Raw genomic sequence first — 26293 nt, 5'->3', positions numbered from 1 at the left:
GTCGTGGCTCGCATTCAGTAGACGTCGCGTTGGTAGCGCTGCTGTTCGCGCAAGGATTGGAGGTAGGCCTCCGCGTCGTCGCGGCCCTTGCCTCCGTGAGTCATCAGGATGTCGAGGAGGGCCGCGTGGACGTCCGGGGCCATGCGCTGGGCCTCGCCGCACACGTAGAGCGACGCGCCTCCCTCCAGCCAGGCGTACAGCTCTCGGCCCTGCTCGCGCAGGCGATGCTGGACGTAGACCTTCTGCTCCTGATCTCGGGAGAAGGCGACGGACAGCCGATGCAGCGTGCCCGCGTCGAGCGCCTCCTGCCACTCCGTCTGATAGAGGAACTGGCTGCGTCGGTGTTGCTCGCCGAAGAAGAGCCAGTTGCGCCCCGTCGCGCCAAGCTGCGCTCGCTCTTGGACGAAGGCGCGGAAGGGGGCCACGCCCGTGCCGGGGCCAACCATGATCACGTCACGCTGGGGGTCGCTGGGCAGGCGGAAGCGTGGGTTGGGCTCGATGAAGAGCCGCACTTTGTCCTCTCCCGGGACCCGCGTGGCGAGGTGGGACGATGCGGCCCCCACGTGCGCGGTGCCGAAGGCCAGGTAGTCGACGATCGCCACCGTGAGGTGGGCCTCGTCGCCGACGCTGCGCTGACTCGATGCCAGGGAATAGAGCCGCGGCGTCTGTCGCCGCAGGGCCTGCACCAGCTCCTCCGCGCGCCAGGACACGGGGTGGGCTCGCACGAGGTCGATGACCTGATGACTGGTGAGCAAGGCGCGGAGTCCGCTGGCGCCTTCGGGCGTCAGCAAGGGCCGCAATGACTCTCCGCCGGGCTGCGCTGCGTGGCGCTCCAGGAAGGAGCGCGAGAGGCGGGTGATCTCCAGCTCCTCCGTGAGCCATTGCGTGAGCGGGAGCGTCCGTCCGTCCCGCGTGACAGGCGCCTCGGCATCCAGGCGGAGCGCGCTCAACACGTCCGTGACCAGTCCTGGAGGATTGCGGGGCCAGACTCCGAGCGCGTCCCCGGGCTCATACGTGAGGCCCGAGCCCGCGAGCGACAACTCCAGATGGCGCACATCCTTGAGTGCCCCACGGCCGGTGATGCGCTGGTTGACCAGGACCTCGGCGGCGAACGGCGCCTCGCGGCCATGCGCGGGCGCGAGGGTGACGCCGCGCAGGGGGACGACCTCCGCGCGGGGCTCGGCGGGAGCGAGTGCCTCGCGCGTCAGCTCGAGCGTGCGCGCGAGCCAGCCGGTGGCGGTCGGCTCGAAGTCCACGTCGCAGTCCGCGCGTTCGAGCAGGCGGGTGGCGCCCAGCTCCGCGAGTCGAGCGTCGAGGATCCGGCCGGTCTCGCAGTACTTCGGATACGACGAGTCGCCCAGCGCGAGCACGGCGAAGCGCAGGGACTCCAGCCGGGGCGCGCGGCGACTCAGGATGAAGTCGTAGAAGCCTCGTGCGTCGTCGGGCGGATCTCCATCGCCCTGCGTGCTGATGACCACACACAGCACCCGCTCCTTGTTCAGCTCTCGAAGTGGGTATTCGCCTGCGCGAAACAGGCGGACCGCGACGCCATGCGCCTCTGCTTGTGACTTGAGTCGCTCGGCCAGGAGGCGGCTGTTGCCCGTCTGCGTGCCATAGACGAGCGCGAGGTGCCCGGTGGGAGTGGGAGCGGGGAATGGGGCCGCCGCGAGCCCCGTGCGGCCCGAGGCGAGCCCCGCCGCGTAGCCGCTCAGCCACTGGAGTCCGGGGGCGTCCATGCCCTCCAACAACTGGAGGAGCAGTGCTCCTTGATCCGCGCCGAGTCGGCTGGTGATGACGGGAGGTGGCCCCAGGCGTGACAGCTCCGCGCGTGAAGACGTCGTCACGACGCACGCTCCTCGGTGCCGACGATGGCTTGGATCCATTGCTCGGGAGTTCCGTCAGCGACGGCCTCGAACCAGGAGACCTCCGCGTCACGGGCGAGTCCCCGGAGCGCGCGTCGCGCCTGCGGTGCGGACGGATGCACGATGGCGTAGAGGCCGGCGCCGGCGAGTGCGAGCGCCGCCTCGGAGTCCTCACCGGCCACGGCCACGTGGCGCCCCGCATCGAAGAGGGCGCGCTCGAGCTGATAAGCGTGCACCCGCGTGTCGGGGCCGCTCGGCAGGAGGATGACGCCACCGCGCTGCGCGAGGCGATTCCGCCGCTCCGAGGACGTGACGAGCGAGTGTGCGTGCGCGTTGCCCGAGGTCGTCTCGGAGGCCCCGAGAATCATTCCGGCCGCCACCGTGTCCTGGGTCAGCGGGTCGATGACGATGAAGGCGCCCGTGCGGCGATTGCCGCGGTAGGCATCCGCGAGCAACGGACGGCGGCAGAGCACTCGGACCCGTCCCATCTCATTGAGCGCCAGGGTCTCCGCGGGGACCTCGGACAGGTCCTCCAATTCCTTGCGCCACACGACCTGCTCGATGTGCGCGGGCACGGTGCGGCTGGTGTGTTTCACCAGGTATCTGCGGGAGCAGTCCAGGGGCTGTTCGCCAAACCAGACGAGCATCGCGTCGAGTTGATGCAGGGCGAGCGGGGGTTGGTCGACGTGGGTGAGCACGTCACCTCGGCTGACATCCACTTCGTCCGCGAGCCGGAGCGTGACCGAGGCGGGCGCGGAGGCCTCGCTCAAGGAGCCGTCGAAGGTGTCGATGCCCGCGACGTGCGTCGTGCGTCCGGAGGGCGCGACCCGAACTTCGTCTCCGACCCGGATGGTGCCGGAGGCGATCTGCCCCGCGAAGCCGCGATAGTCCAGGTGAGGACGCAGCACGTACTGCACGGGGAAGCGGAGGGTCTGCGGCGCTTGGGGAGACTGGCGTGGCAGGGCTTCGAGCCAGGACAGGAGCGTGCCGCCTTCATGCCAGGGGGTTCGCGCGCTGGTGCGGGTGATGTTGTCTCCCTGGCTCGCGCTCACCGGGAAGAGGCGCACCTGCTCGAAGCCCAGCGTTCGCGCGAAGTGCTCCAGCTCGGAGCCGATGCGCTCGAAGGTGGCGCGATCGAAGTCCACCTTGTCCATCTTGTTCACGGCCACGGCCAGGTAGGGGATGCCCAGCAGGGAGGCGATGTACGCATGCCGCCGCGTCTGCGCGAGCACTCCGAGCCGCGCATCCACCAGGATGACGGCCGCGTCCGCCGTGGAGGCGCCCGTGGCCATGTTGCGCGTGTACTGGAGGTGTCCCGGCGTGTCCGCGACGATGATCTTCCGCCGCGCCGTGGACAGGTAGCGGTAGGCCACGTCGATGGTGATGCCCTGCTCACGCTCGGCGCGCAGGCCATCCGTGAAGAGTGAGAAGTCGATCTCCTCGCCGGCCGTTGCTTCGTGGGCGGCGCCTGTCTGCCGCGCGGTGGCCGCGCGCTTCGCGCTCGCTCGGCGGACCGCGAGGATTTGATCCTCGAACAGTCCGTCGCACTCGTAGAGGAGACGACCGATGAGGGTCGACTTGCCGTCATCGACGGAGCCAACCACGGCGAGCCGGAGCAACTCCTTGCGTCCATGCTCGGCGAAGAGTTGCTGCAGGGTAGGGGCGGGACTGGCCAGTCGTGCGGTGTCCATTAGAAGTAGCCCTCGCGCTTCTTGAGTTCCATGGAGCCCTCTTCGTCGTGATCGATGAGTCGGCCCTGCCGTTCGGATTGGCGCGCGGAGAGCATTTCGTGGATGACTGCCTCCACCGTGGTGGCGGAGGACTCGATGGCGCCGCTGAGCGGGTAGCAGCCCAGCGTGCGGAAGCGGACGCGGCGGGATTGCACGCGCTCGCCTGGCTTCAGCCGCATGCGCTCGTCATCCACCATGAGCAGCGCGCCGCCGCGCTCGATGACGGGTCGCTCGGCCGCGAAGTAGAGCGGCACCACGGGGATGCGCTCCTGGAGGACGTAGAGCCAGACATCCAGCTCCGTCCAGTTCGACAGCGGGAAGACGCGCATGCTCTCGCCCGCGTCCACGCGCCCGTTGTAGAGGTTCCACAGCTCCGGGCGCTGGCGCCGCGGGTCCCACTGCCCGTGGCGATCGCGGAAGGAGAAGACCCGCTCCTTCGCGCGCGACTTCTCCTCGTCCCGCCGCGCTCCGCCGAAGGCCGCGTCGAAGCCGTGCATCGCCAGCGCCTCCAGGAGCGCCTGCGTCTTCATCGCGTGGGTGTATTTCTGGCTGCCGTGGTCGAAGGGATTGATGCCCTCGGCCAATGCGCGGCGGTTCTGGTGCACGAGCAGGCGCAGGCCATGCTGCGCCACGAACGCATCTCGAAACGCATACATCTCGCGGAACTTCCACGTCGTGTCCACGTGGAGGAGCGGGAAGGGCAGGGGCGCGGGATGAAAGGCCTTGCGCGCCAGATGCAGCAGCACCTGGGAGTCCTTCCCGATGCTGTAGAGCATCACCGGGTTGGCGAACTCCGCCGCCGTTTCTCGAAGGATGTGGATGCTCTCCGCTTCCAGGTCCGCCAGGTGCGAAGCTTTTGGGGTGGTGGCCGTGCTCATGACCGGCCTCCCGCGTTCGCGATGCGGGGCTCGCGCGTCGATGTGCGGCGCGCTGCCAGGGACGGCAGTCGCGAGCGGAGGGACACCACCTCTCCCACGACGAGCAAGGAGGGCGAGCCGAGGCCTGCCTGACGCGCTTCGGTCGCCACGATGGCGAGCGGAGCCTCGACCACGCGCTGGTGCTCCCAGGTGCCCGCCTCCACGACCGCGGCCGGCGTCGAGGCCGGTTTGCCCGCGCGGATCAGCTCGCGCGAGGCCTCCTCCAACCTGCGCCCCGACATGAAGAGGACCAGCGTCTCCGCGCCCGCGAGGTGCGCCCAGTCCGTGGTGCGCTCGGCGCGGTGCGCGGTGGCGAAGGTCACGGCACCGGACAGCCCCCGATGCGTGACGGGGATGGCCGCCGCCGAGGCCGCCGCGATGCCGCTGGAGACGCCGGGAACGACCTCGTAGGCGATGCCCGCGGCCTCCAGCGCGAGTGCCTCCTCCGCGCCGCGCCCGAAGACGAACGGATCGCCTCCCTTCAGACGCACCACCGCGCGGCCCAGCCGTGCCTGCGCGATGAGCACCGAGTGGATGTCCTCCTGCCGCACGGAAGGACCATGGCCCTCCTTGCCCACGTAGATGAGCCGCGCCCGCGCCCGCGCATGGGCGAGCACCCCCGGGTGGATCAACCGGTCATGCACCACGGTGTCCGCGGCCGCGAGCACCTGGGCCGCTCGAAGGGTGAGCAGTCCCGGGTCTCCTGGACCCGCTCCCACCAGATACACCTGTCCCTCTGTCGTGCCTCTCATGTCGTCTGTCTCCGTGCTTCTCGGTCGTTCAGTTCCTCGCGCACGCGGGCCCATGCGGCCCGGCGCTGGCCTTGGGCCAGGAGCGCGCCAATGTCTCCGTCCACCAACAGCCGCAGCAGGCGCTGCCGGGTGGGTCCTCGCGGCAGTCGTCGCCGCAGCCACCCGCTCAGCCGAGCGAGTCGCACGTGGTGGACCGTCACCTGCGTCATCAGCTCGCGCCGAAGCGCGGCGGCGAGCGCGGGGGCTTGTCCTGTGCTGGAGACCGCCACGGTGATGGCACCGCGTCGCCCCACCGACGGCAGCGTGAAGTCACACGCCGCGGGTTCATCCGCCGTGTTCAGCCAGATGCCGAGCGAGCGCGCTTCGTCCGCCACCGCCTGGCTCACGCGCGTGTCATCAACCGCGGTGAGCACCAGCGCGTGGCCGCGCGTGTCGCCGGGGTTCCACCTTCGCCGCACCCACTCCAGTCGCTCGGCCTTCGCGAGCTGCTGCAACGCGCCGGTGGCCTCGGGCGACACGAGCCTCACGCGCGCTCCCGCCTCGAGCAGCGCGAGGATCCGCCCCTCGGCAATGGGCCCGCCGCCCACCACGAGGACGGGCCGGCCCTCCAGTCTCAAGCACACGGGATAGTCCATGGCTTCAGCGCCGCGCATGGATGCCGCACTCGTTGTGCTCGGCGGACTCCCACCACCACCGGCCCGCGCGCTCATCCTCGAAGGGCTTCACCGCGCGCGTGCAGGGCGCGCAGCCGATGGACAGGTAGCCGCGATCGTGGAGCGGGTTGTAGGGGACGCCGTGCTCGCGCAGGTAGGTCCACACGTCGCGCGCGGTCCAACTGGCCAAGGGGCTCAGCTTGAGGAGCCCGCCGTGCTCTCTGTCGACAGACAGCACGGAGACATCGGCGCGGTTGGAGGACTGATCGCGCCTCAGTCCCGTCACCCAGGCGAGCCGCCCCGCGAGCGCGCGCCGCAATGGCTCGACCTTGCGAATCGCACAGCATTCCTTCCGCGCCTCGACGCTCTTGCGAAAGGAGAAGTGGCCATGCTCGGACTGGAGGGCCTCCAAGCGCGCGTGGTCGGGGAAGAACGTCTCCACCGTGACGCCGTAGCGATTGCGCACCACCTCCATCAGCTCATAGGTCTCCGGTGGGAGGCGGCCGGTGTCGAGCGTGAGCAGCTTCAGGCTCCGTGCATGCCGGCGCGACATGTCCACCAGGACCATGTCCTCGGGGCCGAAGCTGGTGGCGATGACCGCCCGCGCGCCGAAGCGGTGCTCGGCCCACGAGAGGACCTCCTCGGCGGGAGCGCTCGCGAGCGAGGTGCCCGTGGCGAGCAGCTCCTCTTCGGAGACTGTGGTTTCGACGGGGACAGGACGAACCGCGGACATCGGGGACTCCTTTGGACAGAACGAAACGGCCCGCGCCTCGGAGGTTTCCGAGGGCGGGCCGCGCAAGCAGGACAGGGGTCGGGAAGAGGTGGTTACGCACTCCCCGCTGCTCGGCGCCCGCCAGGAGGCGGACACATCCGACAACAGGCCCAACACGCGCCCGCCCCACGGCCCACGACGACCGAGAGGTCTGTCATGGCGGTGCGAGAGGCGTGTGACGGCGTGGAGGACATGAATGGCGAGGACAGCGGAGGCGAGGACTGAAGACGGACCTCACCTCGGTGCGAGGCGGGCCAGGGAGTCAGGCGCGAGGTGTGGCGCAGAGGATGCTTGCTCAGTGCCACGCGCCCGGAAGGGCACAGCGACACATCCGACAGCAGCGGCGGCAGCACGGCGCGGCGGTCGGAGTGGAGGAAGGCATCGGCAAGCAAAGTACGTTCATCACTTGCGCTTCGTCAATGTGGGGACGGTGCGGTGCATGGCCGCTCAGATGGCGTAGTCGCCAACAAAGACACGCGCGGTTCGGACATCCGCGAGCACCGAGTCTCCTTCGACCACGCCCAGCGCCTCGAACTCCGAGCGAGGGACCTCGACGGCCAGCTCGTCGCCGGTGGGCAGTCGCAGGAGCACCTTCACGTAGCCCCCCACGGGCTTCAGGCGTTGCACGCGGCTGGCTCCTTCGGGATGTCTGATTCCATTCGGCGTCCTCGCGAGCTTGATGTCATGGGGGCGCACGAAGGCGTGCACGGGCTCGCCCTCGCGGGCTGCCTCGGGGGCGCTCACCACGAGCGAGCCCATCTCGGCGCGGCCCTCGCGCACCCGACCTCGCAGGATGCTGGTGCCTCCGACGAAGGAGGCGACGAACGGGGTGGTCGGCCGGTCATAGATGTCCTCGGGTGGACCGGCCTGCGCGACCTGTCCTCCCGACATCACGACCACGTGCTGGGAGATCTCCAGGGCTTCTTCTTGGTCATGCGTGACGAGGAGCGTGGTGATGCCGGTGCGGACATGCAGGGCATGCAGCCACTCGCGCAGCTCCACGCGGACGCGGGTGTCGAGCGCGCCGAAGGGTTCGTCGAGCAGGAGCAAGCGCGGTTGGATGGCGAGTGCTCGGGCGAACGCGACGCGCTGGCGTTGTCCGCCGGAGAGCTGGCCCGGGAGGCGCTCTCCCAGGTCATCCAACTGCACGAGCGCGAGCATCTCCTCCACGCGAGCGGTCACCTGTGCCCGGGGGAGGCGCCGCAGCTCCAAGCCGAACGCGATGTTCTGGCGCACCGTCATGTGACGGAACAGCGCGTAGCTCTGGAACACGACGCCCACGCCGCGCTGCTGCGCGGGGAGCCCCGTACAGTCCACGCCGTCGATGTGGATGGCTCCCGCGTCCGCGATCTCCAAGCCCGCGATCAGGCGGAGCAGGGTGGACTTTCCCGCGCCGGACGGGCCCAGGAGCGAGGTGATGGCTCCCGTGGGCGCGCGAAACGACACGTCCGCGACGGCGGGGAGGTGGCTCCGCGTGAAGTGCTTGGTCAGGTGTTCGACGATGACACTCATGGGGCGTCAGCCCTCCATTCCACGTACTTCTTGATGACGAGCGTGACGAGCGCGAGCAGGGTCAGCAGCGAGGCCACGGCGAACGCGCCGACGAAGTCGTATTCGTTGTAGAGAATCTCCGCGTGCAGCGGCAGCGTGGTCGTCACGCCGCGCACGTGGCCGGAGACGACGGACACCGCGCCGAACTCGCCCATCGCGCGCGCGTTGCAGAGGATGACGCCGTAGAGCACGCCCCACTTCACCTTGGGAATGGTGACTCGCAGGAACGTGCGCCAGCCGCTCGCGCCCAGGGTCAGCGCGGCTTCCTCTTCGTCGCAGCCTTGCGCTTGCAGGACGGGCAACACCTCGCGGGCCACGAAGGGGAAGGTGATGAAGACCGTGGCCAGCACGATGCCGGGCACCGCGAAGAGGACGGGATGGCCGTGCTCGATGAGCCACGGGCCCAGTCCTCCATGCCGACCGAACAGGAGGACGAAGAGGAGGCCCGCGATGACCGGCGAGATGCTGAACGGCAAGTCGATCAGCGTGAGGAGCAGCGCGCGCCCGGGGAACTGGAAGCGCGCGATGAGCCAGGCGGCGGCCAGCCCGAAGACGAGGTTGACGGGGACCGCGATGAGCGCGGCGGTGAGGGTCAGTCGGATGGCCGCGAGTGACTCGGGCGTGCGGATGGCCGCGAACCAGGCGGCCAGGCCCTTCTGAAAGGCATACGAGAAGACGGCGATCAGCGGGACGAAGAGGAACACACCCAGGAAGGCGAGCGCCGTCGCGATGAGCCCCCACTTCAAGAGGGCCGGGCTCGCGAGCATGCGGGTCGCATGGCGTGGCGTGAAGGGGGCGACGTGCATGGGCTACCCGGGGCGCGACTCGAGCCGACGTTGGCTCCAGCGCTGGAGGAGGTTGACGGTCAGCAGGAGCGTGAACGACGTGACGAGCATCACGAGCGCGAGCGCGGTGGCGCCCGCGTAGTCGTACTGCTCCAGCCGCGTGACGATGAGCAGCGGGACGATCTCCGTGCGCAGCGGCATGTTGCCGGAGATGAAGACGATGGAGCCGTACTCACCCAGCGCTCGCGCGAACGCGAGGGTGAAACCGCTGAGGAGGGCCGGGAGCACGTGGGGAAAGACGACGCGCGAGAACGTCTGCCAGGGCGTCGCGCCGAGCGTCGTCGCGGCTTCCTCCACTTCGGGATCCAGGTCCTCCAGCACGGGCTGCACCGTGCGCACGACGAAGGGCAGGCCGATGAAGGTCAGCGCGATGGCCACGCCCAGCGGGGTGAAAGCCACCTTCAGGCCCAGCGCCTCCAGGTACCGCCCATAGGCGCCATGTGAGGCGTAGAGCGTGGTCAGCGTCAGCCCGGCCACCGCCGTGGGGAGCGCGAAGGGCAGGTCCACCAACGCGTCCACCCACGCTCGGCCCGGGAAGCGGTAGCGCACGAGCACCCAGGCCACGAGCAGTCCGAAGATCGCGTTGATGAGCGCCGCCGCGAGGGATGCGCCGAAGCTCAAGCGATAGGCCGCGAACGCGCGAGGCGACGCCACGGTCTCCCAGAACCGCTCCCACGACAGGTTGAGGCTCTGGAGGACGAGGCCGGAGAGGGGAACGATGACCAGCAGGCCGAGCCAGGCCCAGGTCATTCCCAGCGACAATCCGAAGCCGGGGAGGATGCGTCTGCGCGCGGACGTGCTCATGGCGTGGGGCTCACCGGGCCTGGGCCGCGGCGAGACGGTCGAACTCCCCGCCGTCGTCGAAGTGGGCCTTCTGCGCCTTGCGCCAGCCGCCGAACGCCTCGTCGATGGTGAAGAGGGTGACGGCGGGGAAGTCCTGGGCGTGCTTCGCCGCCACCGTCTGCGAGCGCGGCCGGTAGTGATGTCGCGCGGCGATCTCCTGTCCTTCGTCCGAGTAGAGGTAGCGCAGATAGGCCTCGGCCACCGCGCGCGTCCCGCGCTTGTCCACGTTGCGGTCGACCAGCGCGACGGGCGGCTCGGCCAGGATGCTCACCGAGGGCGCGATGATGTCGAACCGCTCCTTTCCCACCTCACGGGTGAGGAGGAGGGCTTCGTTCTCCCAGGCGATGAGCACGTCGCCCAGGCCGCGCTCCGCGAACGTGGTGGTGGAGCCCCGCGCGCCCGAGTCGAGCACGGGGACGTTCTTGAAGAGGCGCGACACGAAGGCCCGAGCCGAGTCCTCGGTGCCGCCCGGCTTGCGCAGCGCATAGCCCCACGCCGCGAGGTAGTTCCATCGCGCGCCCCCTGACGTCTTGGGGTTGGGCGTGATGACGGAGATGCCGTCGCGCGTGAGGTCGTCCCAGTCGCGGATGTTCTTGGGGTTGCCCTTGCGGACCACGAACACGACGGTGGAGGTGTAGGGCGCGCTGTTGTTCGGCAAGCGGGTCTGCCAGTCCGTCGGGAGGAGGTTCGCCTTGTCGTGGAGCATGTCCACGTCGTACGCGAGGGCGAGCGTCACGACGTCGGCCTCCAGTCCATCGATGACGGCCCGCGCTTGCTTGCCGGATCCGCCGTGCGACTGTTGCACCGTGAGCTTCCGCCCCTGGCTTGCTTCCCAGTGCTTCGCGAACGCGGTGTTGAAGTCTTCGTAGAGTTCGCGGGTCGGGTCATAGGACACGTTGAGCAGCGTGACCGTCTCCGCGCTGGAGCCGTCGCCCCCGGCCTTGGAGCAGCCGCCGAGCGAGAGCAGCAAGAGGAGCGGCAAGACGTGGCGTGGATGCATGGGGGGCACGGCCTTTCACCAGCTGAGCTGGAAGCGAGAGAGGAAGACGGACTCCGGTGTCCGGTCCGCGTCTGGAGCGCCACCGTCGAAGGTGGTGCGGTCGAAGTCGGCGGCGAGGCGCGCGTTGGCGTTGAGGTACCAGTTGGCCGCGAGGCCCCAGCTCCGCGCGGCGCGAGCGGCCTTGTTCGGATCCGCGTAGAGCGGGAACGCGTCGGCGTCGACGTTCAGCGTGTGATAGCGGCCCGCCAGCTCGACCGCGCCCCAGGCTCCTTCCGAGGGATGCAGGGGATGCGTGGGGCGCACGCCCTCGAAGGACGGCGCGCCGCCTAGGAACACCGCGCTCGCGGTGACCTGCCAGGCCTGGTTGCGGAGCCTCGCGCGTGCCGGACCTCGACTGACTGCCTGCGTGGATGAAACGTACTCGGCCAGCAGACCCACCGGGCCCGCGTAGAAGTAACCCTGTGGCGAGAGGCGGAAGTGGTCTCCGTGGGCGATGACGGTGTCATCGGCCAGCGCGCCCGTGCGGTAGCTGAAGAAGGTCTGCTGTCCTGGCGTGCGCAGCGGCGCGACACCCGTGCTCGCCGTGGCACCGAACTGTTGTCCCTGTGATGCGGCGAAGCCGACCCCGAGTCCCTTCAGGACGCTCGGGCCGCCCGCGCGGAAGGGCTGGGCGAACACGCGCGCGGCCACGTCGAAGCTGTCATCCAGGTTGGCATCGACGCTGGCTCCGTCTGGCGTGCCATTGAACGCGCCCAGCGCGTAGGCGAGCACGCCACCGTGCAGCTCACCGTGGACTTGCAGACCCACGTCCCGATTGGGCACCAGGTCCGTGGGGAGCGCACGCTCGATGAAGACCGTGTTCGTCGCGCTCTGGAGCCGCTCCAGTCCGATGGGCGGCTTGAACTTGCCCGCGCGCAGCCGCGCCTCCTTGGCGGGGTGGAAGTCCAGGTAGGCGTCGAAGAGCTGCACCGTCCCGGCGCCGAAGTCCGGCATCAGGCGGAAGTCGAACGCGCCGAAGAGGGTGCCCTCCACGATGGGCCGCGCGCGTCGGATTAGGAACGTGGTGGAGCCGGGCTTGTCCGCTTTGCTCGCGAAGAAGCGGCCGTCTGTCTGGAGATAGCCGCGCAGCTTGAGCTGAAAGGCTTTGTCGGCGGAGGTGAGGGTGAAGCCGTCCGCGCCTGCTTGGACGGTGACCGCGGGTGGGGCCTCGGGCGTGTCGCCTTCGGCGTGGGAACTGAGCGGGGAGAGGAGTCCTCCCAGGACGAGAGGGATTGCGTAGCGCGTCGTGGATGCCATTCGTTGACCTCGTGACGAGACGGGGCAGCGAAGGGGCGGTGGGTGAGATCCGGTCCTGGAAACTCAAAAGCCCACCTCCCTTCCGGGGGTGGGCTTTCGTGTCAGCTCAGCCGATAGCGCTCAGGCCACCGGCGGACACACGCCCACCCAAGGTGCCTGACAGCAACACGAGGCGAGGGTGGTGGTGGGGATTCGCATGAGCGTCATCACGTTGCCTGTGGAGTTCGCGGCTGTCAATGCCCCGCCCTGTTCATCACACGACATGACGCGCGGCCTCGAAGGCGAGGGCCAGGTCTTCGCTCAGGTCACCCAGGTCCTCCAGCCCCACGGAGAAGCGGATGAGGCCCTCGGTGATTCCGCGGCGCTCTCGCTCGGCCGCTGGCACGGAGGCATGCGAGTGGCGAGCAGGCACCGTGACGATGCTCTCCACCGCGCCCAGCGAGACGCCGAGCAGCGGCAGCCGCAGGTTCTGCACGAACGGCGCGGCCATGGCGTCGCGCGCGAGCCGGAACGTCACCACCGCGCCCGTGTCGGGATAGAAGACCTCGCGCACCTCGGGCCGCTCGGCGAGCCACTGCGCCAACGCCGAGGCCGTGCGCACCTGCCGCTCCATCCGCACCTGCAGCGTCTTGATGCCGCGCTGAAGGAGGAAGCAGTCCTGGGGCCCAAGCACCGCGCCCACTGCGTTCTGGAGGAAGTAGACCTCCTGGGCGAGCGCCGGGGTCCTCACCGCCACCGAGCCCGCGACGACATCGCTGTGCCCACCCAGGTACTTCGTCGCGGAGTGCACGACGATGTCCGCTCCCTCGGTGAGCGGGCGCGACAGGTAGGGCGACAAGAACGTGTTGTCGACGATGAGTAGCGCCTTGTGCTGGTGGGCGATCTCCGCCATGGCGGGGACGTCCGTGCGCTTGAGGAACGGGTTGCTGACCGTTTCCACGAGCAGCGCGCGCGTGTTGGGGCGGATCGCGGCGCGCACCGCCGCCGGGTTGCTCGTGTCCACGAAGGTGGCGTCCAGCCCGAAGCGCCGGAACACCCGTGTGAGCACGCGATAGGTGCCGCCGTAACAGTCATCGGTGACGACGAGGTGATCGCCCGCGCTGAAGAGCATCAGCACGGTGGAGACGGCCGCCATGCCCGAGCCGAACGCGAACGCTCCCGCGGCCTCGTCGAGGCTCGCGAGCACGCCCTCGAGGGCCCGGCGTGTGGGGTTCCCCGAGCGCGCGTAGTCGAACTCGCCGGGCTGCTCCAGGCTCGGCTGATCGAACATCGACACCTGGTAGATGGGCACGGCCGCCGCGCCCGTCGTCGGGTCTAGCTCATGACCCGTGTGCAAGAGGCGCGTGGCGAAGCTCTCGCAACGTGTGGGCTCCGGCGAGCGCTTCGGAAAGGTCGGCAATGATGTCATGGACGTCCTCGATTCCCACGGAGAGGCGCAGCAGTCGGTCAGTGATTCCCAGCTCCTCGCGGCGCGCCGCGGGGATGTCGGCATGCGTCTGGGTGGCTGGATAGGTGATGAGCGTCTCGACGCCACCGAGCGACTCGGCGAAGAGACACAGGCGCACGGAAGAGAGCACCTGCGGCACGAGCGCCGTGTCGGTGACGGTGAAGGACAACATGCCGCCCACGCCCGGATAGAAGACGCGCTCCACGAGCGGATGGGAGGCGAGCCAACCGGCCACCTCGCGCGCGTTGGCCTGATGTCGCTCCATGCGCAGCGCGAGCGTCTTCAGGCCGCGAATGACGAGATAGGAGTCCTGCGGCCCGAGGATGGCGCCGATGCCGTTCTGGAAGTACGCGAGTCGCTCACCGAGCGCCGCGTCCTTCGCGACGAGCGCGCCGGCGACGACGTCGTTGTGGCCGGACAGGTACTTGGTCGCGCTGTGGACCACCAGGTCCGCGCCCAGCTCCAACGGACGCTGGAGACAGGGGGTGAGGAACGTGTTGTCCACGATGAGCAGCGCGCCTGTCTCGTGCGCGAGGTTCGCGAGGACCGGGATGTCCGCCGTCCGCATCACCGGGTTGGTGGGGGACTCCACCAGCACGGCCCGCGTGTTGGGGCGCAGGGCCGCGCGCACCGCCTCGGGGCGGCTGGTGTCGACGTACGTACATCGCCGATGGAGGATGTTCTCCACGAGCCGATACGTCCCGCCGTAGAGGTCCTCGGTCAGCACGAGATGGTCCTCGGGGCCGAGCAGCTGTAGCGCACAGTGGATGGCCGCCATGCCCGAGGAGAAGGCCAGGCCGCGGCTGCCACCCTCCAGTCGAGCGATGGCCTCCTCCAGCGCGGAGCGCGTGGGGTTGCGCGTGCGAGAGTAGTCGTAGCCGGTGGACTGGCCGAGCGCCGGGTGCTGGAAGGTGGCGGATTGGTAGATGGGGACGGCGACCGCGCCGGTGGAGGGATCGCGCCGGACGCCTGCGTGGACGACTGCCGTGGCGAGCTTCATGAGGGCTCCTTCAGCGACCCCGGAGGGTCTGGGAGATGCGGAGGATGTCTGCGAGGACGCCGGAGGCGGTGACCGCGCCGCCCGCGCCCGCGCCGCGCACCGTGAGCGGGTAGTCGCTGTGGCGCGTGGTGGTGAAGGAGATGAGGGACTCGGCGCCGCGCAGATCCGCCGCGGGCTGACCGGCCTCCACCACGGTGGGGCCCACGCGGATGATGGGGCCGTCTCCGGAGCGGCCCGGCGCGATGCGGGCCAGATAGCGCAGCACCGTGCCGGACTGACGGCAGCGGGCCACCTTCTCCGCATACGTTCCATCCAGCGCCTCCAGCCCCTTGGGGAGCACGTCCACGGAGGCGGTGCACAGGTCGGCCGGGACGAACGGCTCCAGCGCCACGTCCGAGAACGAGAGCGGCAGCCCCAGCTCACGCGCGAGGATGAGCGCCTTGCGCGCGACGTCGATGCCGCTGAGGTCGTCGCGTGGATCCGGCTCGGTGAAGCCGCGCTCGCGCGCCGTGCGCACCGCGACGGAGAGGGGGACCCCCGCCATCAGCTCGTTGCAGAGGTAGCCGAGCGTTCCGGACAGCGACGCGGTGATGAGCCGCACCGTGTCGCCGGTGCGCACGAGGTTCGACAGCGTCTCGATGACAGGGAGGCTGGCGCCCACCGTCGTCTCGTAGTGGTAGGCCACATGGTGTCGCCGCGCCTCGGCCAGGAGCTGCTCGTGATCGGCCCAGGGCAGGGCGAGCGGCTTCTTGTTGGCCGCCACCACGTGGATGCCGCGCTGGAAGGCCTGCGTGTAGACGGCCTCCATTCCCGCGGCGGCCGTGCAGTCCACGAGGATGGGCACGGGCTGTCGGCGCAGCTCCTCCAGCAGCGGGACGAGCCGCGAGAGCCCGGCCTCGCGCGCGTCTCCGGTGGAGAGGCGCTCCTCGAGGCCGTCGAGCGGGAGGCCGCGCGCGTCGAACACCGCGCGACGGCTGTCCGCGATGCCCACCACGCGAAGCGCGATGCCATGGCGCTCGCGGAGCTGTGCCTCCTGGGCGCGAAGCTGCGCGAGGAGCTGCCCGCCCACCGTCCCCTTGCCGAGCAAGAAGACGCTGACCTGCTGGTGCGCGAGGTTGAAGGCCGCGTGCGTGGTGCGCACGGCGATGGCCGTGTCCGAGGCATCGACGACGCACGAGATGGAGCGCGAGCTGGCGCCCTGCGCGATGGCCTTGACGTTGACGCCCACCCCTCCCAGCGCGCGGAAGAAGCGTCCCGCCACGTTGACGCCGTGACCCATCGCCTCGGCCACGAGCGTCAGCAGCGTGACGGGCTGGCGAATCTTCAGCGGCTCCACCTCGCGGCGCGCGAGCTCTTGCGCCAGCTCGGACTCCAGCGCCGTCCGGGCTCGCTCCGCATCCGGGCGAGGAACCACGACGGCGATGGACTGCCCGTTGGACGACTGCGCCGTCATCCACACGGTGACGTCCGCCTGCCGCAGCGCGGACAGCGCGCGCTCACCGAGCTGGAACTGGTCGGAGAGCTTGCGCACCTCGATGTCCAACAGCGCGAGGTCCTCGCGCGTGGCGATACAGGTGGGCCGCTGCCCATCCAGCGAACCCACGGCGTCGATGAGCGTGCCGGGGTGCTCGGGCGACATCGTGTTGCGGATCCGCAGCGGGATGCCGGACTCGATGAGCGGAATCATGGTGCGCGCGTGCAGCATGCGCACGCCCACCGCGGCCAGCTCCAGCCCCTCGCCGTGCGTGAGATGCGCGACCGGGTACGCATCCGCCACGAGGTCGGGATCCGCGGTGTGCAGCCCGAGCACGTCCGTCCACACGGTGACCTCGGAGGCGGCCAGTCCCTGGGCGACGAGCGCGGCGGTGTAGTCCGAGCCATTGCGCCCGAGCGTGGTGGTGCGCCCATCCGGCGTCGCCGCGATGAAGCCAGGGAGGACGGGCACCGCGTTGCCCCACGTGCGCGCGGCCTCCTGGATGAGCGTTCGCGTCCGCTCCACGTCCACCCGCGCCGCGCCGAACCGGTCATCCGTCACGATGAGCGCGCGCGAGTCACAGAATCGCGACTCCACGCCAGCGGCCTGGAGCAGCTCGGGCAACACCGTGGAGGTGATGAGCTCTCCATAGGAGAGGACGCGATCCTTCGACGCCGGGGAACACTCGCGGGTGAGCGCGATGCCTTGCAGCAGGAGCTGGAGCGGCGCGAGCAACAGATCGATGCGCGCCGCGAGTCCCGCGCTGGGGGAGGGGTGGAGCGCGGCGACGGTGCTCTTCGCCAGCTCGGTGATGCGCCAGAGCACCGCGCGCGCACCTTCCAGGTTGCCGGCCGCCGCGAGGCTCGCCGCCTCCAGCAGCCAGTCCGTGGTGTCGCCCATGGCGGAGACCACCACCGCGAGCGGGCCGCTGCGCGAATGCTGGGCGATGAGCTGCACCACCTGCCGCAGCCGAGGGGGAGAACCCACCGACGAGCCGCCGAACTTCATGACCCTGAATCGAGGACTGTTCATGACTGAACCCAAGACAGACGCCCGCCCCGCGAGCGCTGATAGGAATTGAGAGGGAATGGCTCGCCGTCACCGCGCGCGAACGCGCGAGCGGGCTCTGAGCCAACGACAGACGTGAGAGGGATAGATGCGAAGCCCTAGCGCATGAGCCAGGGCTGACGCATTCGCGCCGACCCCGCGCGACAGCGCGAGCAACGACCCAGAGCGGGGGAGGGGACCGTCGTCTGTCGAGGCGAGTGAACCACGGCGAGACTCTCTCACCGAAGCATGGGGCGAGGGCCCTGGCTTCGGACACTTGGATTGCCCGCGGAATCACTTCTCCCGGGCCGCATCATTTGGACACCTTGGAGGTCCGTCTCCAGGTTGTCGGGCACCCGCGCAAGCGAGGCCGCTCTTGATGTTGCGCGCATATAGCCCTTGAAGGGCATCACTTGTCAAGACAAGGGCCGCGCCAGGGCCAACAGGCCCCGGGCGGCCCCGGGTTCAGCTCACCGCGTCAGCGAGAGGGATTAGCCGTGGTAGCCCAGCGTGAAGGTCAGCACGTGCAGCGAGCCCCGGTACGTGCCGGGCAGCGCGGGCGTGGTGCTCTCCTTCTTCGCGAACAGGAGCAGTTGGTAGCCGGCCGTCAGCGACAGCTTGCCGATGCCATAGGTCACGCCGAGCGCGCCCTGGTAGCGGTCCGAGTCCGGCAGCTCCGGCGTGAGCGTCGCGTCCGGGATGGGCGTCGGGTCATAGCCCACGCCCGCTCGCACGGTGACCGCGGGCGTCACCGCGTACTCGGCGCCCAGGTCGAAGGACCAGCGGTTGTGCCAGTTCTTGGGCTGGCTCGTGCTGAACGCCGCGTTGTCGAACTCGAGGTTCAGGCTCTGCAGCCGTGACCAGTTCCACCAGGTGGCGTCGGCGGCGACCGTCATGCGCTCGACCGGGTGGTAGGCCAGTCCCAGGCCCATCGACTGGGGCATGGGCATGCTCACCCGCACGCCCTGCTTGGCGAAGGCGGCCTGGAGGGGCTCGGGGACGTCGGTGAACTCCGCGTCGCCCTTGAAGTCGAGCGTGGTGGCGCTGCGGTAGGTGATGCCCGCCGACAGCTTGTTCTTCACGAGGTCCGCCTGCACGCCCGCGTTGAAGCCGAACGCGACGTCGTCACCCGAGATGCTGGCGCCCGCCTCGGTGTTCGTCGGCAAGGGGACGCGCTGACGAATCTTCAGCATGCCGTAGAGGATGTCCGCGCCCACGCCCACGCGCAGCCAGTCCGTGGCCGCGTACGACAGCGTGGGGTTGAGGTTGAACGTGGCCATCTGCGAGTACGTGGCCACGAAGCGGCCAGAGAAGCCGTCCTTCCACTCCAGCGCGGCGCCGTACGGGGTGTACACGCCCACGCCCGCCACCAGCCCCTGCGTCAGCGGGAACGCGGCGAACAGGTGCGGCGGCGGGGAGACGGCGAACTTCGTGGCCTCCGCCGTGTTGGAGTCCCGCGGCGTGAGGTTCGCCACGGGGATGACGGCGCTGCCGCCCACTTCCAGGTCATACGTCGTCAGCGCGGAGAGACCCGCGGGGTTGAACGCTACGGACGAGGCATCCTGGACATGCGCCGTCATGGCGCTGGCCATGCCCGTGGCTCGGGCGGTGTGGGTGGTGTTGGCGAAGCCGGCTGCCTGACTGCCGCCGGCGAGGAGCAGGGTCGCGAGGGAGACGTACTTCTTCATGTGTGCATCCTCTGGTCCCGGCCACGCGCAGGAGGGTGAGGTTGCACGGGAGACTCGGACTGCCGGAGACCGTGCGCGGGCGCGGAACAGGCGAACGGTAGCCTGTTCGCCTGCTCGGACAATGCGGGTCCAACTCGACCTGTGAGTGCTGCGGTGAGACAGGCTCACGCCGTATCACCGCCACGTGGCGATGGCTCGGGCGATGACTGTCATTGGATTCCCGGACAGTCCTGGGCGTGAGACAGCCGCGCCGTGATTCAACCGCTTCCGGTCCAGAACCAGACAAATCTGACAGACCCAACAGGTATCAGGCGCGCATAAATCCGGATAAGCTGAAATCCTCTTTGAAGTGCGGGCGTAAACTTGTGAACCCTGAAGTGCGCCGGTATCTTCCTTGAATTTCCAGTTCTGGTCTCGGGGTAAAAGTTGGATAGGAACGCGACGGCATCTCCAGCGCCCGAAACTCATTTCGGGAAATACAGGATAGTCCAGCAGCTTGCCGCGGGAGGGATGGCTCACCTCTTCGTGGCGACGCTGGACGGACCTGACGGGTTCTCCAAGGCCTGCGTCATCAAGCGGGTGTTGCCGGAGTACGCGAACCTGGAGGCGTTCAGCCGGATGTTCGTGGACGAGGCGAAGGTGGCTGCGCTCCTGACGCATCCGAACATCGTGCAGGTCTTCGACTTCGGGAAGATCGACGGCCAGTACTACATCGCGATGGAGTACATCCAAGGGCAGTCGTTCGATCGCCTGCTGCGGCACGCGGGCGCGGCGGGACTGCCGGTGGGGCCTCGGCTCGCGGTGGACGTGGGCATGGCGTTGTCGGACGCGCTGGCGTACGCGCACACGAAGACGCTGCCGGATGGAACGCCGCTGGGGCTGGTGCACCGGGACATCACTCCGGGCAACGTGCTCGTGTCGCGCGACGGCATCATCAAGCTGGCGGACTTTGGCATCGTCAAGACGAGCGTCAATGCCGAGCGCACCGTCGCGGGCGTGGTGAAGGGGAAGTACGCGTACATGTCCCCGGAGCAGATCACCAACCGCGAGTTGGATCACCGCTCGGATCTCTTCTCCCTGGGAATCGTGCTGTACGAGGCGTCCACGGGGCGCCGGCTGTACAAGCGCGAGTCGATGGAGGCGACCATCCTCGCCGCGTCGCACGCGGAGGTGCCTCGCCCCTCGGACATGGTGCCTGGGTTTGATCCGGCGCTGGAGCGCATCATCCTCAAGCTGCTCCAGAAGGATCCGAACGCCCGCTATCAGACCGCGCGCGAGCTGCACGAGGACCTGGAGCGCTATCGGTCGGCGCAGAACTGGACCTCGGGCGGACGGGAGCTGGCCTCGCTGATGGCGACGCTGTTCCCTCCGGACAAGGCGGGGCGTCACGCGCCGGCCATGCCCGCGCTCGGCTCGCAGCCGGGAGGCACGGGCGGAAGTGGCTCGGGTTCCGCGCGCACGCCGAGCGGCGGGTCGGCACCGCGCTCGGTGATCGAGCCCGAGCCTGATCTCGAGCCCGCATCGGTCCCTGGCTCGGCCGGCTCGGGGAGTCGCATGCCCACGGTCGCGACGGTGGGGCTGGGGATGGCGGGCGGCGGGACGATGGACGTGGCCGAGGGATTTCCGTGGGGCATCGCGGCGGCCGCGGGCGTCGCGCTCATTGGCTCTGCCTTGTTCTGGTACTTCGCCGGCTGATCGACCTGGGCCGCTGCCTCCGACGGTGAGGCATCGCGGCGCGGGAGTGAGACATTGATGAAACAGAAGACGTGGATTGTTGTCATTCTCCTGGGCGCCTTGGCGTTCAATGCGCTCGCGTATGTGATGGTGCGCGGTCGGCGCGCCGCGGCGCCGGTGCCGGCTCCGTCCGCTCCCGTGGCTGCCGAGGTGGCCCCCACCGCGCCCGTGGCCGCGCCGGCCGTCGAGGACGCGAACGCGGGGCTCGCTCGCGCGCGCCGGGCCGCGGGGCTCGCGGCGCTGGAGGATCGCGACTACGACAAGGCGGTGTCTGAGTTCACCGAGGCGCTCAGCCTGCGCAAGGACAAGGGTGACCTCGTGGAGTTGCTGCGCATCGCGGCGGATCTGCGCACCCGCGAGCAGTCGCGCAAGACGGCCGAGCCCGCGCGCGCGCCCCATGAGCCCTCGGTGCCTCCGAGCCGTGGGGGGGCTCGGACGCGAGCGGTCCGGTTGGCGTCCCGTGCCGCGCAGCGCGAGGAGGCTCCTGCCCCTGCCGCGGCGGAGGCTTCGCACAACGGCCTCTTGCTGGTGACGTCGACGCCCCCTGGGTTGGTGGTGATGGTGGACGGCAAGGCCACGGACCTGACGCCCGCGCGGGTGACCGTCTCCGCGGGCTCGCACCGCGTGGCGCTCGCGCAGGGCGAGCGGAAGCTGTTCGAGGAGACGGTCGAGGTGCCCGATGACTCGGTTCGCTCCATCAACCGAGACCTCTCGTCGGAGCTGACGCCCGCGAGTCCTCCTGCGGTGGTGGCCGCTCGGGCTCCCGTGACGCCGCCTCCCGCGCCAGTGCCCGCCGCGGCTCCCGCGGCGAGTCCTCCCGTGGCGGTGGCGACTCCGGCTCCGGCCGCGGCGGAGACCGCGCCGGCCGTGGCTCGCGCGGCCGTGGCGGGGAAGGGTGATCTGGACGTCACGTCGCCGTCCATCTACGGGGAGATCTGGATCAACAGCCGCCCCTATGGCTTCCCGCCCGTGACGGCGGATGGCCTGCCCGCAGGTCCGGCCCGCATCGAAGTTCGCGTGAATGGCGAAGTGAAGCGCCGGATGACCGTCGAGGTCGAGCCGGGTCGCCGCACCGCCGTTCGCGTCCGCTGACGTTTCGTGCCGGCGCGCCTCTAGGTCGCCGGCCTCGTCCGTCCCATCTTCCCGACACAAAGTGCCGAGGTTCGCATGCGCAGCAGCCCTGGGTGGCTTCGCGGTTCTATGGGTGTGATCAGTCTGGTGCTGTCGGCGTCCCTGGAGGCGGCGGCGCAGGAGCCCACCGCGCCCGCTTCCACTGAGCCGACGGTGGAGCGCGAGGCCGAGGAGCCGGAGGTCCACAGTCAGGTGGCCTCGTTCGCGGTGACCAAGCTCCATGACTCGCCCGCTGTTGTCACCGCGGTGACGGGCGAGGAGATCCGAGCCTCGGGCGCGCGGGACCTGATGGACGTCCTGCTCCAGGTGCCGGGCTTCTTCTTCGGCGTGGACGTGCAGGGCGCGGTGGGCCCGGGCTTCCGAGGACTGTGGGGCCACGAGGGCAAGGTGCTCCTGCTCATCGACGGCAAGGAGATGAACGAGCAGCTCTACTCGACGATGCAGCTTGGCCACGAGTTCCCCATCGAGCTGATTGAGCGCGTCGAGGTCGTGCGCGGCCCGGGCTCGGTCATCTACGGCGGCAACGCCGAGCTGGCCGTCATCAACGTCATCACCCGAGGCATCCAGGGCAGCTCGGACGTCATGCTCGCGGGAACGTACGGCGAGCTGAAGTCGTCGAACGGGCGCCGCAGCGTGACGCTCTCCGGACGCAAGGTGTTCGAGAGCGCGCCGGGCCTGAGCGCGTTCGTCTCCGCCTCGGTGGGGCAGGGGCAGCGCAGCGACGCGGTGTTCGATGACTTCTACGGCAACTCCGCCACCATGGGCGGGCACTCGCGGCTGGATCCGACGACGGTGCAGGCGGGCGTCGGCTTTCGCGATCTCCAGTTGAGCGTGCTGTATCAGCGTTACAACACCACGGCCGTGGCCGCGTTCGAGGAAGTGCTGCCCACGCCGGCGACCACGAACTTCGACTCGCTGCACATGGAGCTGACCGATCGCTTCCGCCCGACGGACCGGCTGGAGATCATCCCTCGGCTGAACCTCACCCTGGGCGAGCCGTACCGGGACTCGAACGAGGCGTCGGACTTCTTCTACGACAAGCAGGTGCGGCGCTTCCGCGGGCGGACGGTGGCGCGCTGGGCGCCCATCGACATGCTCCAGCTCACCAGCGGCGTGGACGTCACCTATGACGAGGGCTTGCTGCGCGGCCCCGCCGGCGTGGGTCTCCAGACGGCGTTCGGTGACGGGGCGGACGAGGTGTCCTACCTCAACGCGGCGGGCTTCGTGGAGGTGTACGCGGACAACCCCATCGCCACGGTGGTCGCCGGTGCACGCTACGAGCACCACAGCGCCTTCGGCGATTCCTTCGTGCCGCGCCTCGTGCTCCTGCGCTCCTTTGGCGCGTTCAGCGGCAAGGCCCTGTTCAGCCGCGCGTTCCGCGCCCCGGGCATCGAGAACATCAGCCTGGGCGATCACGTGACGCCGGAGCGGACCACCGTGTTCGAGTTGGAAGGAACCCTGCGGCTCGGTGATGGCCAGCAGGTGAGCGCGAACGTCTTCGACGTGGGCGTGAGAGACCCCATCATCTACTCGTACGACGCCGAGTCCGGCACGGAGGCCTACCGGAACCTGGGTCGCCTGGGCAGTCGGGGCGTGGAGTTGGAGTACCGGATGAAGGCCGCGTGGGGCCGCGCGGTGCTCGGCTACTCGTACTACACGCCGTCTGGGAAGAACGACGTGCAGGACTACCTGGTGCCCGGCAACGCCAACACCTTCACTGGCATGCCCACGCACAAGGCGACGCTCGCGGCCAGCGTGAAGCTGCTGCCGTGGCTCTCGTTCAATCCGACCGCGGTGCTGGTGGGGCAGCGCTACGCCGTGGAGGCCCCGGATGATCGAGGCGTCTCGGCGGTGCAGCGGCTGCCCACCCAGCTCCTGTTGAACACCTTCCTGCGCGCCGAGAACGTGGGCACACAGGGGCTGGAGCTGGGCGCGGGCGTCTACAACCTGCTCGGCACCGACTTCCGCGTGGCGCAGCCGTACAACGGCGGCCACGCCCCGCTGCCCGTCTTCTCCCGCGAGTTCCTCGTGCGCCTCACGTACCTCTACGACCCCTCTTTCGAGGGGTAGCAGCGCACGACGCTACGAGCGCAGGGCCACGATGGTGACGCCGTCACCGCCCTCGTGGCTCTCGCCCGGGCGGAACATGCGGATGTACGGCGACGCGGCCAGGTAGTCGCGGATGGCCTGCTTGAGCGCGCCGGTGCCGTGGCCGTGGATGATGACCGCGGCCTCTTCACCTTGGCGCATCCCTGCGTCGAGGAAGGCCTCGACCTCCGTGAGCGCCTCATCCGCGCGGTGACCGCGCACGTCGCAGCGGAAGTTCGTGGCCTCCACCTCCGCGGGCGCCGCCGAGGCCGCGCGCTTCAGCACGGCCTCCTGCTTGGCTCGCTCGGGGAACCGGGCCTGCTGCGGCTTGCGGGTGCGCGAGCCGGACAGCTCGGTCGTGGACACGCGCATCTTCATCGCGCCGCCCGCGGACACCACCGCGCTGCCCTCGGACAGCTCGAGGATCTCCACGTCGCGGCCAAGTCCCGAGTGGTGCACCCACGCGCCGACCTTGAGCGTCGCCGGGCCTGGGGCCTCCACCTGGAACAGCTCGGCCTTGGCGGCCTGGGAGCGCTTCTGGGCCTCCTCCGCGCGCTGCTGGAGCTGGGCGCGTGCCTCGGAGAGCGCCTTCTCGTTCTGCGACGCGCGCAGCTTCGCGAGCAGCTCCCGCACCTCGGTGGTGGCGAGCTCGGTGGCGGCGTGCACGTCGTCGTTGAACTGCATCATCCGGCCCTTGCGCTCGCGCTCGAACGCGACCTTCTGCTTCTCCAGCTCGGCGCGCAGTGCCTCGGCCTCGCGCGCGGCCACGCGGGCCTTCTCCAGCTCCTCGTTGAGCTTGCGTCGCTCGTCCTCGGCCGCGGCCAGCGCCTTGGTGAGCGGTCCTCCGGAGTTGAGCGACAGCTCGCGAGCGCGATCGCACACGCGCGCGGGCAGGCCCACGCGGGCAGCCACCTCGATGGCGGAGGACTGGCCCGCCGCGCCGATCTGCAGGCGGTAGGTGGGCGCCATCTTCTTCGCGTCGAAGCCCACGCGCGCGTTGAGGAAGCGCCGGTCCATGTGGGCCAGGGCCTTGAGTTCCTCCAGGTGCGTGGTGACGAGCACCACCGCGTCCTTCTGGAGCAGCTCCTCCAGCACCGCCACGGCGATGGCCGCGCCCTCGCGAGGGTCGGTGTCCGCGGCGATCTCGTCGATGAGGACGAGTGAGCCCTCGCCCGCGACGGCGATGATGTCCCGCAGCATCACCACGTGGGCGCTGAACGTGGACAGGCCCTGCGTGAGGTCCTGCGCGTCGCCGACGGTGGAGTGCACGGAGCGGTACAGCGGCATCCGCGAGCCCTCGGCCACGGGGATGGGCAGCGCGGAGCGCAGCATGAGCGCGCAGAGTCCCACGCCCGTGAGCGTCACCGTCTTGCCGCCGGCGTTGGGGCCCGACACCACCAGGGACCGCGCCTCGCCGGTGAGCGCCACGTCGTTGGCCACCACGTTCATGTCCTTGAGGACCAGGCGGGGGTGGCGCAAGAGGCGCAGCTCCAACTCGCGCACGCCATCGAACGTCGGGATGCTGGCGTCGAGGTCGGCGGCGAGCAGCGCCACGGCCTCCAACTCATCCAGCTCCGCCACCGCCGAGAGCCCCTCGAGGATGCGGTCCGCCTCGCGCCCGAGGTGCCCGCTCAACTCCTGGAGGACCTTGAGCTCCTCCTCGGCCACCTCGGACTGCGCGATGGCCAGGTCGTTGCCCAGGCTGACCATGGCCTGCGGCTCCATGAAGAGCGTCTGGCCCGTCTGGCTGGCGTTGTGGACGATGCCGTCCACTTCCGAGCGGTAGTTGGACACCACGGGGACCACATACCGGCCGTTGCGCACGGAGTAGTAGTTCTCGCGGAGCTTGGAGACGAAGCCCTCGTCGTGGAGCATCTCGTCCAGACGGGACTTGATGCGCCGGTGCAAGCCGCGGGTCCGGTCCCGGGCCTCGCGGAGGGCGGGGCTGGCCCGGTCGGAAATCTCACCGTCTGGCTCGAAGCACTGATCGATTCGGCGCGCGAGCGACTCGAGCAGGGGCATCTGGCGCCCGATCTCCATCATCCGAGGGACGCGCTCGCGGCGTTCCTCCAGGGCCTCGCGGCTGTTGATGAAGGCGAGCAGGAGCTGCGCCGAGTCGATGAGCTGCCGGGGTTCGAGCACGCCGCCCTTGGTCGTGTGCCCCAAGGCGAGGCGCAGGTCCGTCACGCCACCCAGCGGCAGGGAGAACTGCTCCTGCGAGAGCGTCCGGGCCTCCGCGACCAGGGCGAGCGCCTCGGTGACCTCCTCGGCTGAATCGAGGAAGGGGCGGGCGAGGGCACGCTCCCTGCCCGGCTCCGTCCGACAGCGTTGGGCCAGCGCACGCAGCACGTCCGCGAAGCCGAGGTCTTCCAGTGTCCTTTGGGAAATCTGCACGGTCATGGGTTTCATGCGCGGCCGATTGGCCGTCAAGAGGAACTGTTGAGGAGTTCAGCCCGGCTCTGC

19 protein-coding genes and 1 riboswitch are annotated in these 26293 nt (G+C 69.6%); of the genes, 3 read left to right on the top strand and 16 right to left on the bottom strand.

All coding sequences use genetic code 11. The annotated features are described in order from the left end of the window. Window positions 1-14: 14 nt before the first annotated feature. The 15 genes from JGU66_17055 to JGU66_16985 form a co-directional block, all read right to left on the bottom strand. Window positions 15-1883, bottom strand: a complete 1869-nt coding sequence (locus JGU66_17055; protein ID MBJ6762482.1) for an assimilatory sulfite reductase (NADPH) flavoprotein subunit — start codon at window positions 1881-1883, stop codon at window positions 15-17. Further along, entirely contained in the window at window positions 1841-3553 is a 1713-nt protein-coding gene (locus JGU66_17050; protein MBJ6762481.1) for a 50S ribosome-binding GTPase, read from the bottom strand. Before JGU66_17050 ends, JGU66_17055 begins: the two co-directional genes overlap by 43 nt. Continuing rightward, window positions 3553-4470 carry a sulfate adenylyltransferase subunit CysD gene (gene cysD, locus JGU66_17045; GenBank protein ID MBJ6762480.1) on the bottom strand — a complete coding sequence of 306 codons (918 nt, stop codon included), beginning with the start codon at window positions 4468-4470 and terminating at the stop codon, window positions 3553-3555. Before cysD ends, JGU66_17050 begins: the two co-directional genes overlap by 1 nt. Beyond that, on the bottom strand, window positions 4467-5261 hold the full coding sequence (gene cobA / locus JGU66_17040) for a uroporphyrinogen-III C-methyltransferase (protein ID MBJ6762479.1): 795 nt from the start codon (window positions 5259-5261) through the stop codon (window positions 4467-4469). The genes cysD and cobA overlap by 4 nt, the downstream gene beginning before the upstream one ends. Continuing rightward, complete coding sequence (locus tag JGU66_17035; protein MBJ6762478.1) at window positions 5258-5896, bottom strand: bifunctional precorrin-2 dehydrogenase/sirohydrochlorin ferrochelatase; 639 nt, start codon at window positions 5894-5896, stop codon at window positions 5258-5260. The genes cobA and JGU66_17035 overlap by 4 nt, the downstream gene beginning before the upstream one ends. Window positions 5897-5900: 4 nt before the next feature. Continuing rightward, complete coding sequence (locus JGU66_17030; GenBank protein ID MBJ6762477.1) at window positions 5901-6647, bottom strand: phosphoadenylyl-sulfate reductase; 747 nt, start codon at window positions 6645-6647, stop codon at window positions 5901-5903. A 486-nt stretch (window positions 6648-7133) separates the two neighbouring features. Further along, window positions 7134-8198, bottom strand: coding sequence for an ABC transporter ATP-binding protein (locus JGU66_17025; protein MBJ6762476.1), 1065 nt, complete (start codon window positions 8196-8198; stop codon window positions 7134-7136). Continuing rightward, window positions 8195-9043: a sulfate ABC transporter permease subunit CysW gene (gene cysW, locus JGU66_17020; GenBank protein MBJ6762475.1), complete on the bottom strand. Its 849-nt coding sequence runs from the start codon at window positions 9041-9043 to the stop codon at window positions 8195-8197. Before cysW ends, JGU66_17025 begins: the two co-directional genes overlap by 4 nt. A gap of 3 nt (window positions 9044-9046) precedes the next feature. Continuing rightward, complete coding sequence (gene cysT, locus JGU66_17015) at window positions 9047-9886, bottom strand: sulfate ABC transporter permease subunit CysT (protein ID MBJ6762474.1); 840 nt, start codon at window positions 9884-9886, stop codon at window positions 9047-9049. A gap of 10 nt (window positions 9887-9896) precedes the next feature. Further along, window positions 9897-10925, bottom strand: coding sequence for a sulfate ABC transporter substrate-binding protein (locus JGU66_17010; GenBank protein ID MBJ6762473.1), 1029 nt, complete (start codon window positions 10923-10925; stop codon window positions 9897-9899). A gap of 15 nt (window positions 10926-10940) precedes the next feature. Further along, window positions 10941-12221: a porin gene (locus JGU66_17005; protein MBJ6762472.1), complete on the bottom strand. Its 1281-nt coding sequence runs from the start codon at window positions 12219-12221 to the stop codon at window positions 10941-10943. A gap of 253 nt (window positions 12222-12474) precedes the next feature. Next, on the bottom strand, window positions 12475-13629 hold the full coding sequence (locus JGU66_17000) for an aminotransferase class V-fold PLP-dependent enzyme (protein ID MBJ6762471.1): 1155 nt from the start codon (window positions 13627-13629) through the stop codon (window positions 12475-12477). Further along, complete coding sequence (locus JGU66_16995) at window positions 13541-14668, bottom strand: PLP-dependent transferase (protein MBJ6762470.1); 1128 nt, start codon at window positions 14666-14668, stop codon at window positions 13541-13543. Before JGU66_16995 ends, JGU66_17000 begins: the two co-directional genes overlap by 89 nt. Window positions 14669-14678: 10 nt before the next feature. After that, window positions 14679-17174 (bottom strand): bifunctional aspartate kinase/homoserine dehydrogenase I, encoded by a 2496-nt coding sequence (gene thrA / locus JGU66_16990; GenBank protein MBJ6762469.1) that lies wholly within the window; start codon window positions 17172-17174, stop codon window positions 14679-14681. Between the two features lie 283 nt (window positions 17175-17457). Further along, window positions 17458-17577, bottom strand: a riboswitch (SAM riboswitch). Window positions 17578-17680: 103 nt separating this feature from the next. Then, window positions 17681-18877 (bottom strand): outer membrane protein transport protein, encoded by a 1197-nt coding sequence (locus JGU66_16985; GenBank protein MBJ6762468.1) that lies wholly within the window; start codon window positions 18875-18877, stop codon window positions 17681-17683. A 426-nt stretch (window positions 18878-19303) separates the two neighbouring features. Here JGU66_16985 and JGU66_16980 point away from each other — a divergent pair, with 426 nt between their 5' ends. From JGU66_16980 to JGU66_16970, 3 genes are all read left to right on the top strand, one after another. Further along, window positions 19304-20572, top strand: a complete 1269-nt coding sequence (locus JGU66_16980; protein ID MBJ6762467.1) for a serine/threonine protein kinase — start codon at window positions 19304-19306, stop codon at window positions 20570-20572. A gap of 57 nt (window positions 20573-20629) precedes the next feature. Continuing rightward, a complete protein-coding gene (locus JGU66_16975; protein ID MBJ6762466.1) occupies window positions 20630-21703 on the top strand; it encodes a PEGA domain-containing protein in 1074 nt (357 codons plus the stop codon). 75 nt (window positions 21704-21778) lie between these two features. Continuing rightward, complete coding sequence (locus JGU66_16970) at window positions 21779-23812, top strand: TonB-dependent receptor plug domain-containing protein (protein ID MBJ6762465.1); 2034 nt, start codon at window positions 21779-21781, stop codon at window positions 23810-23812. Between the two features lie 12 nt (window positions 23813-23824). Here JGU66_16970 and JGU66_16965 read toward each other — a convergent pair whose 3' ends face one another. Further along, window positions 23825-26230 carry a Smr/MutS family protein gene (locus JGU66_16965; protein MBJ6762464.1) on the bottom strand — a complete coding sequence of 802 codons (2406 nt, stop codon included), beginning with the start codon at window positions 26228-26230 and terminating at the stop codon, window positions 23825-23827. Between the last annotated feature and the right edge of the window lie 63 nt (window positions 26231-26293).

Source organism: Myxococcaceae bacterium JPH2 (genome assembly GCA_016458225.1).
Lineage (GTDB): Bacteria > Myxococcota > Myxococcia > Myxococcales > Myxococcaceae > Citreicoccus.
The sequence above is the reverse complement of the archived record's forward strand: the minus strand, read 5'-3'. Positions and strand labels throughout refer to the sequence as shown.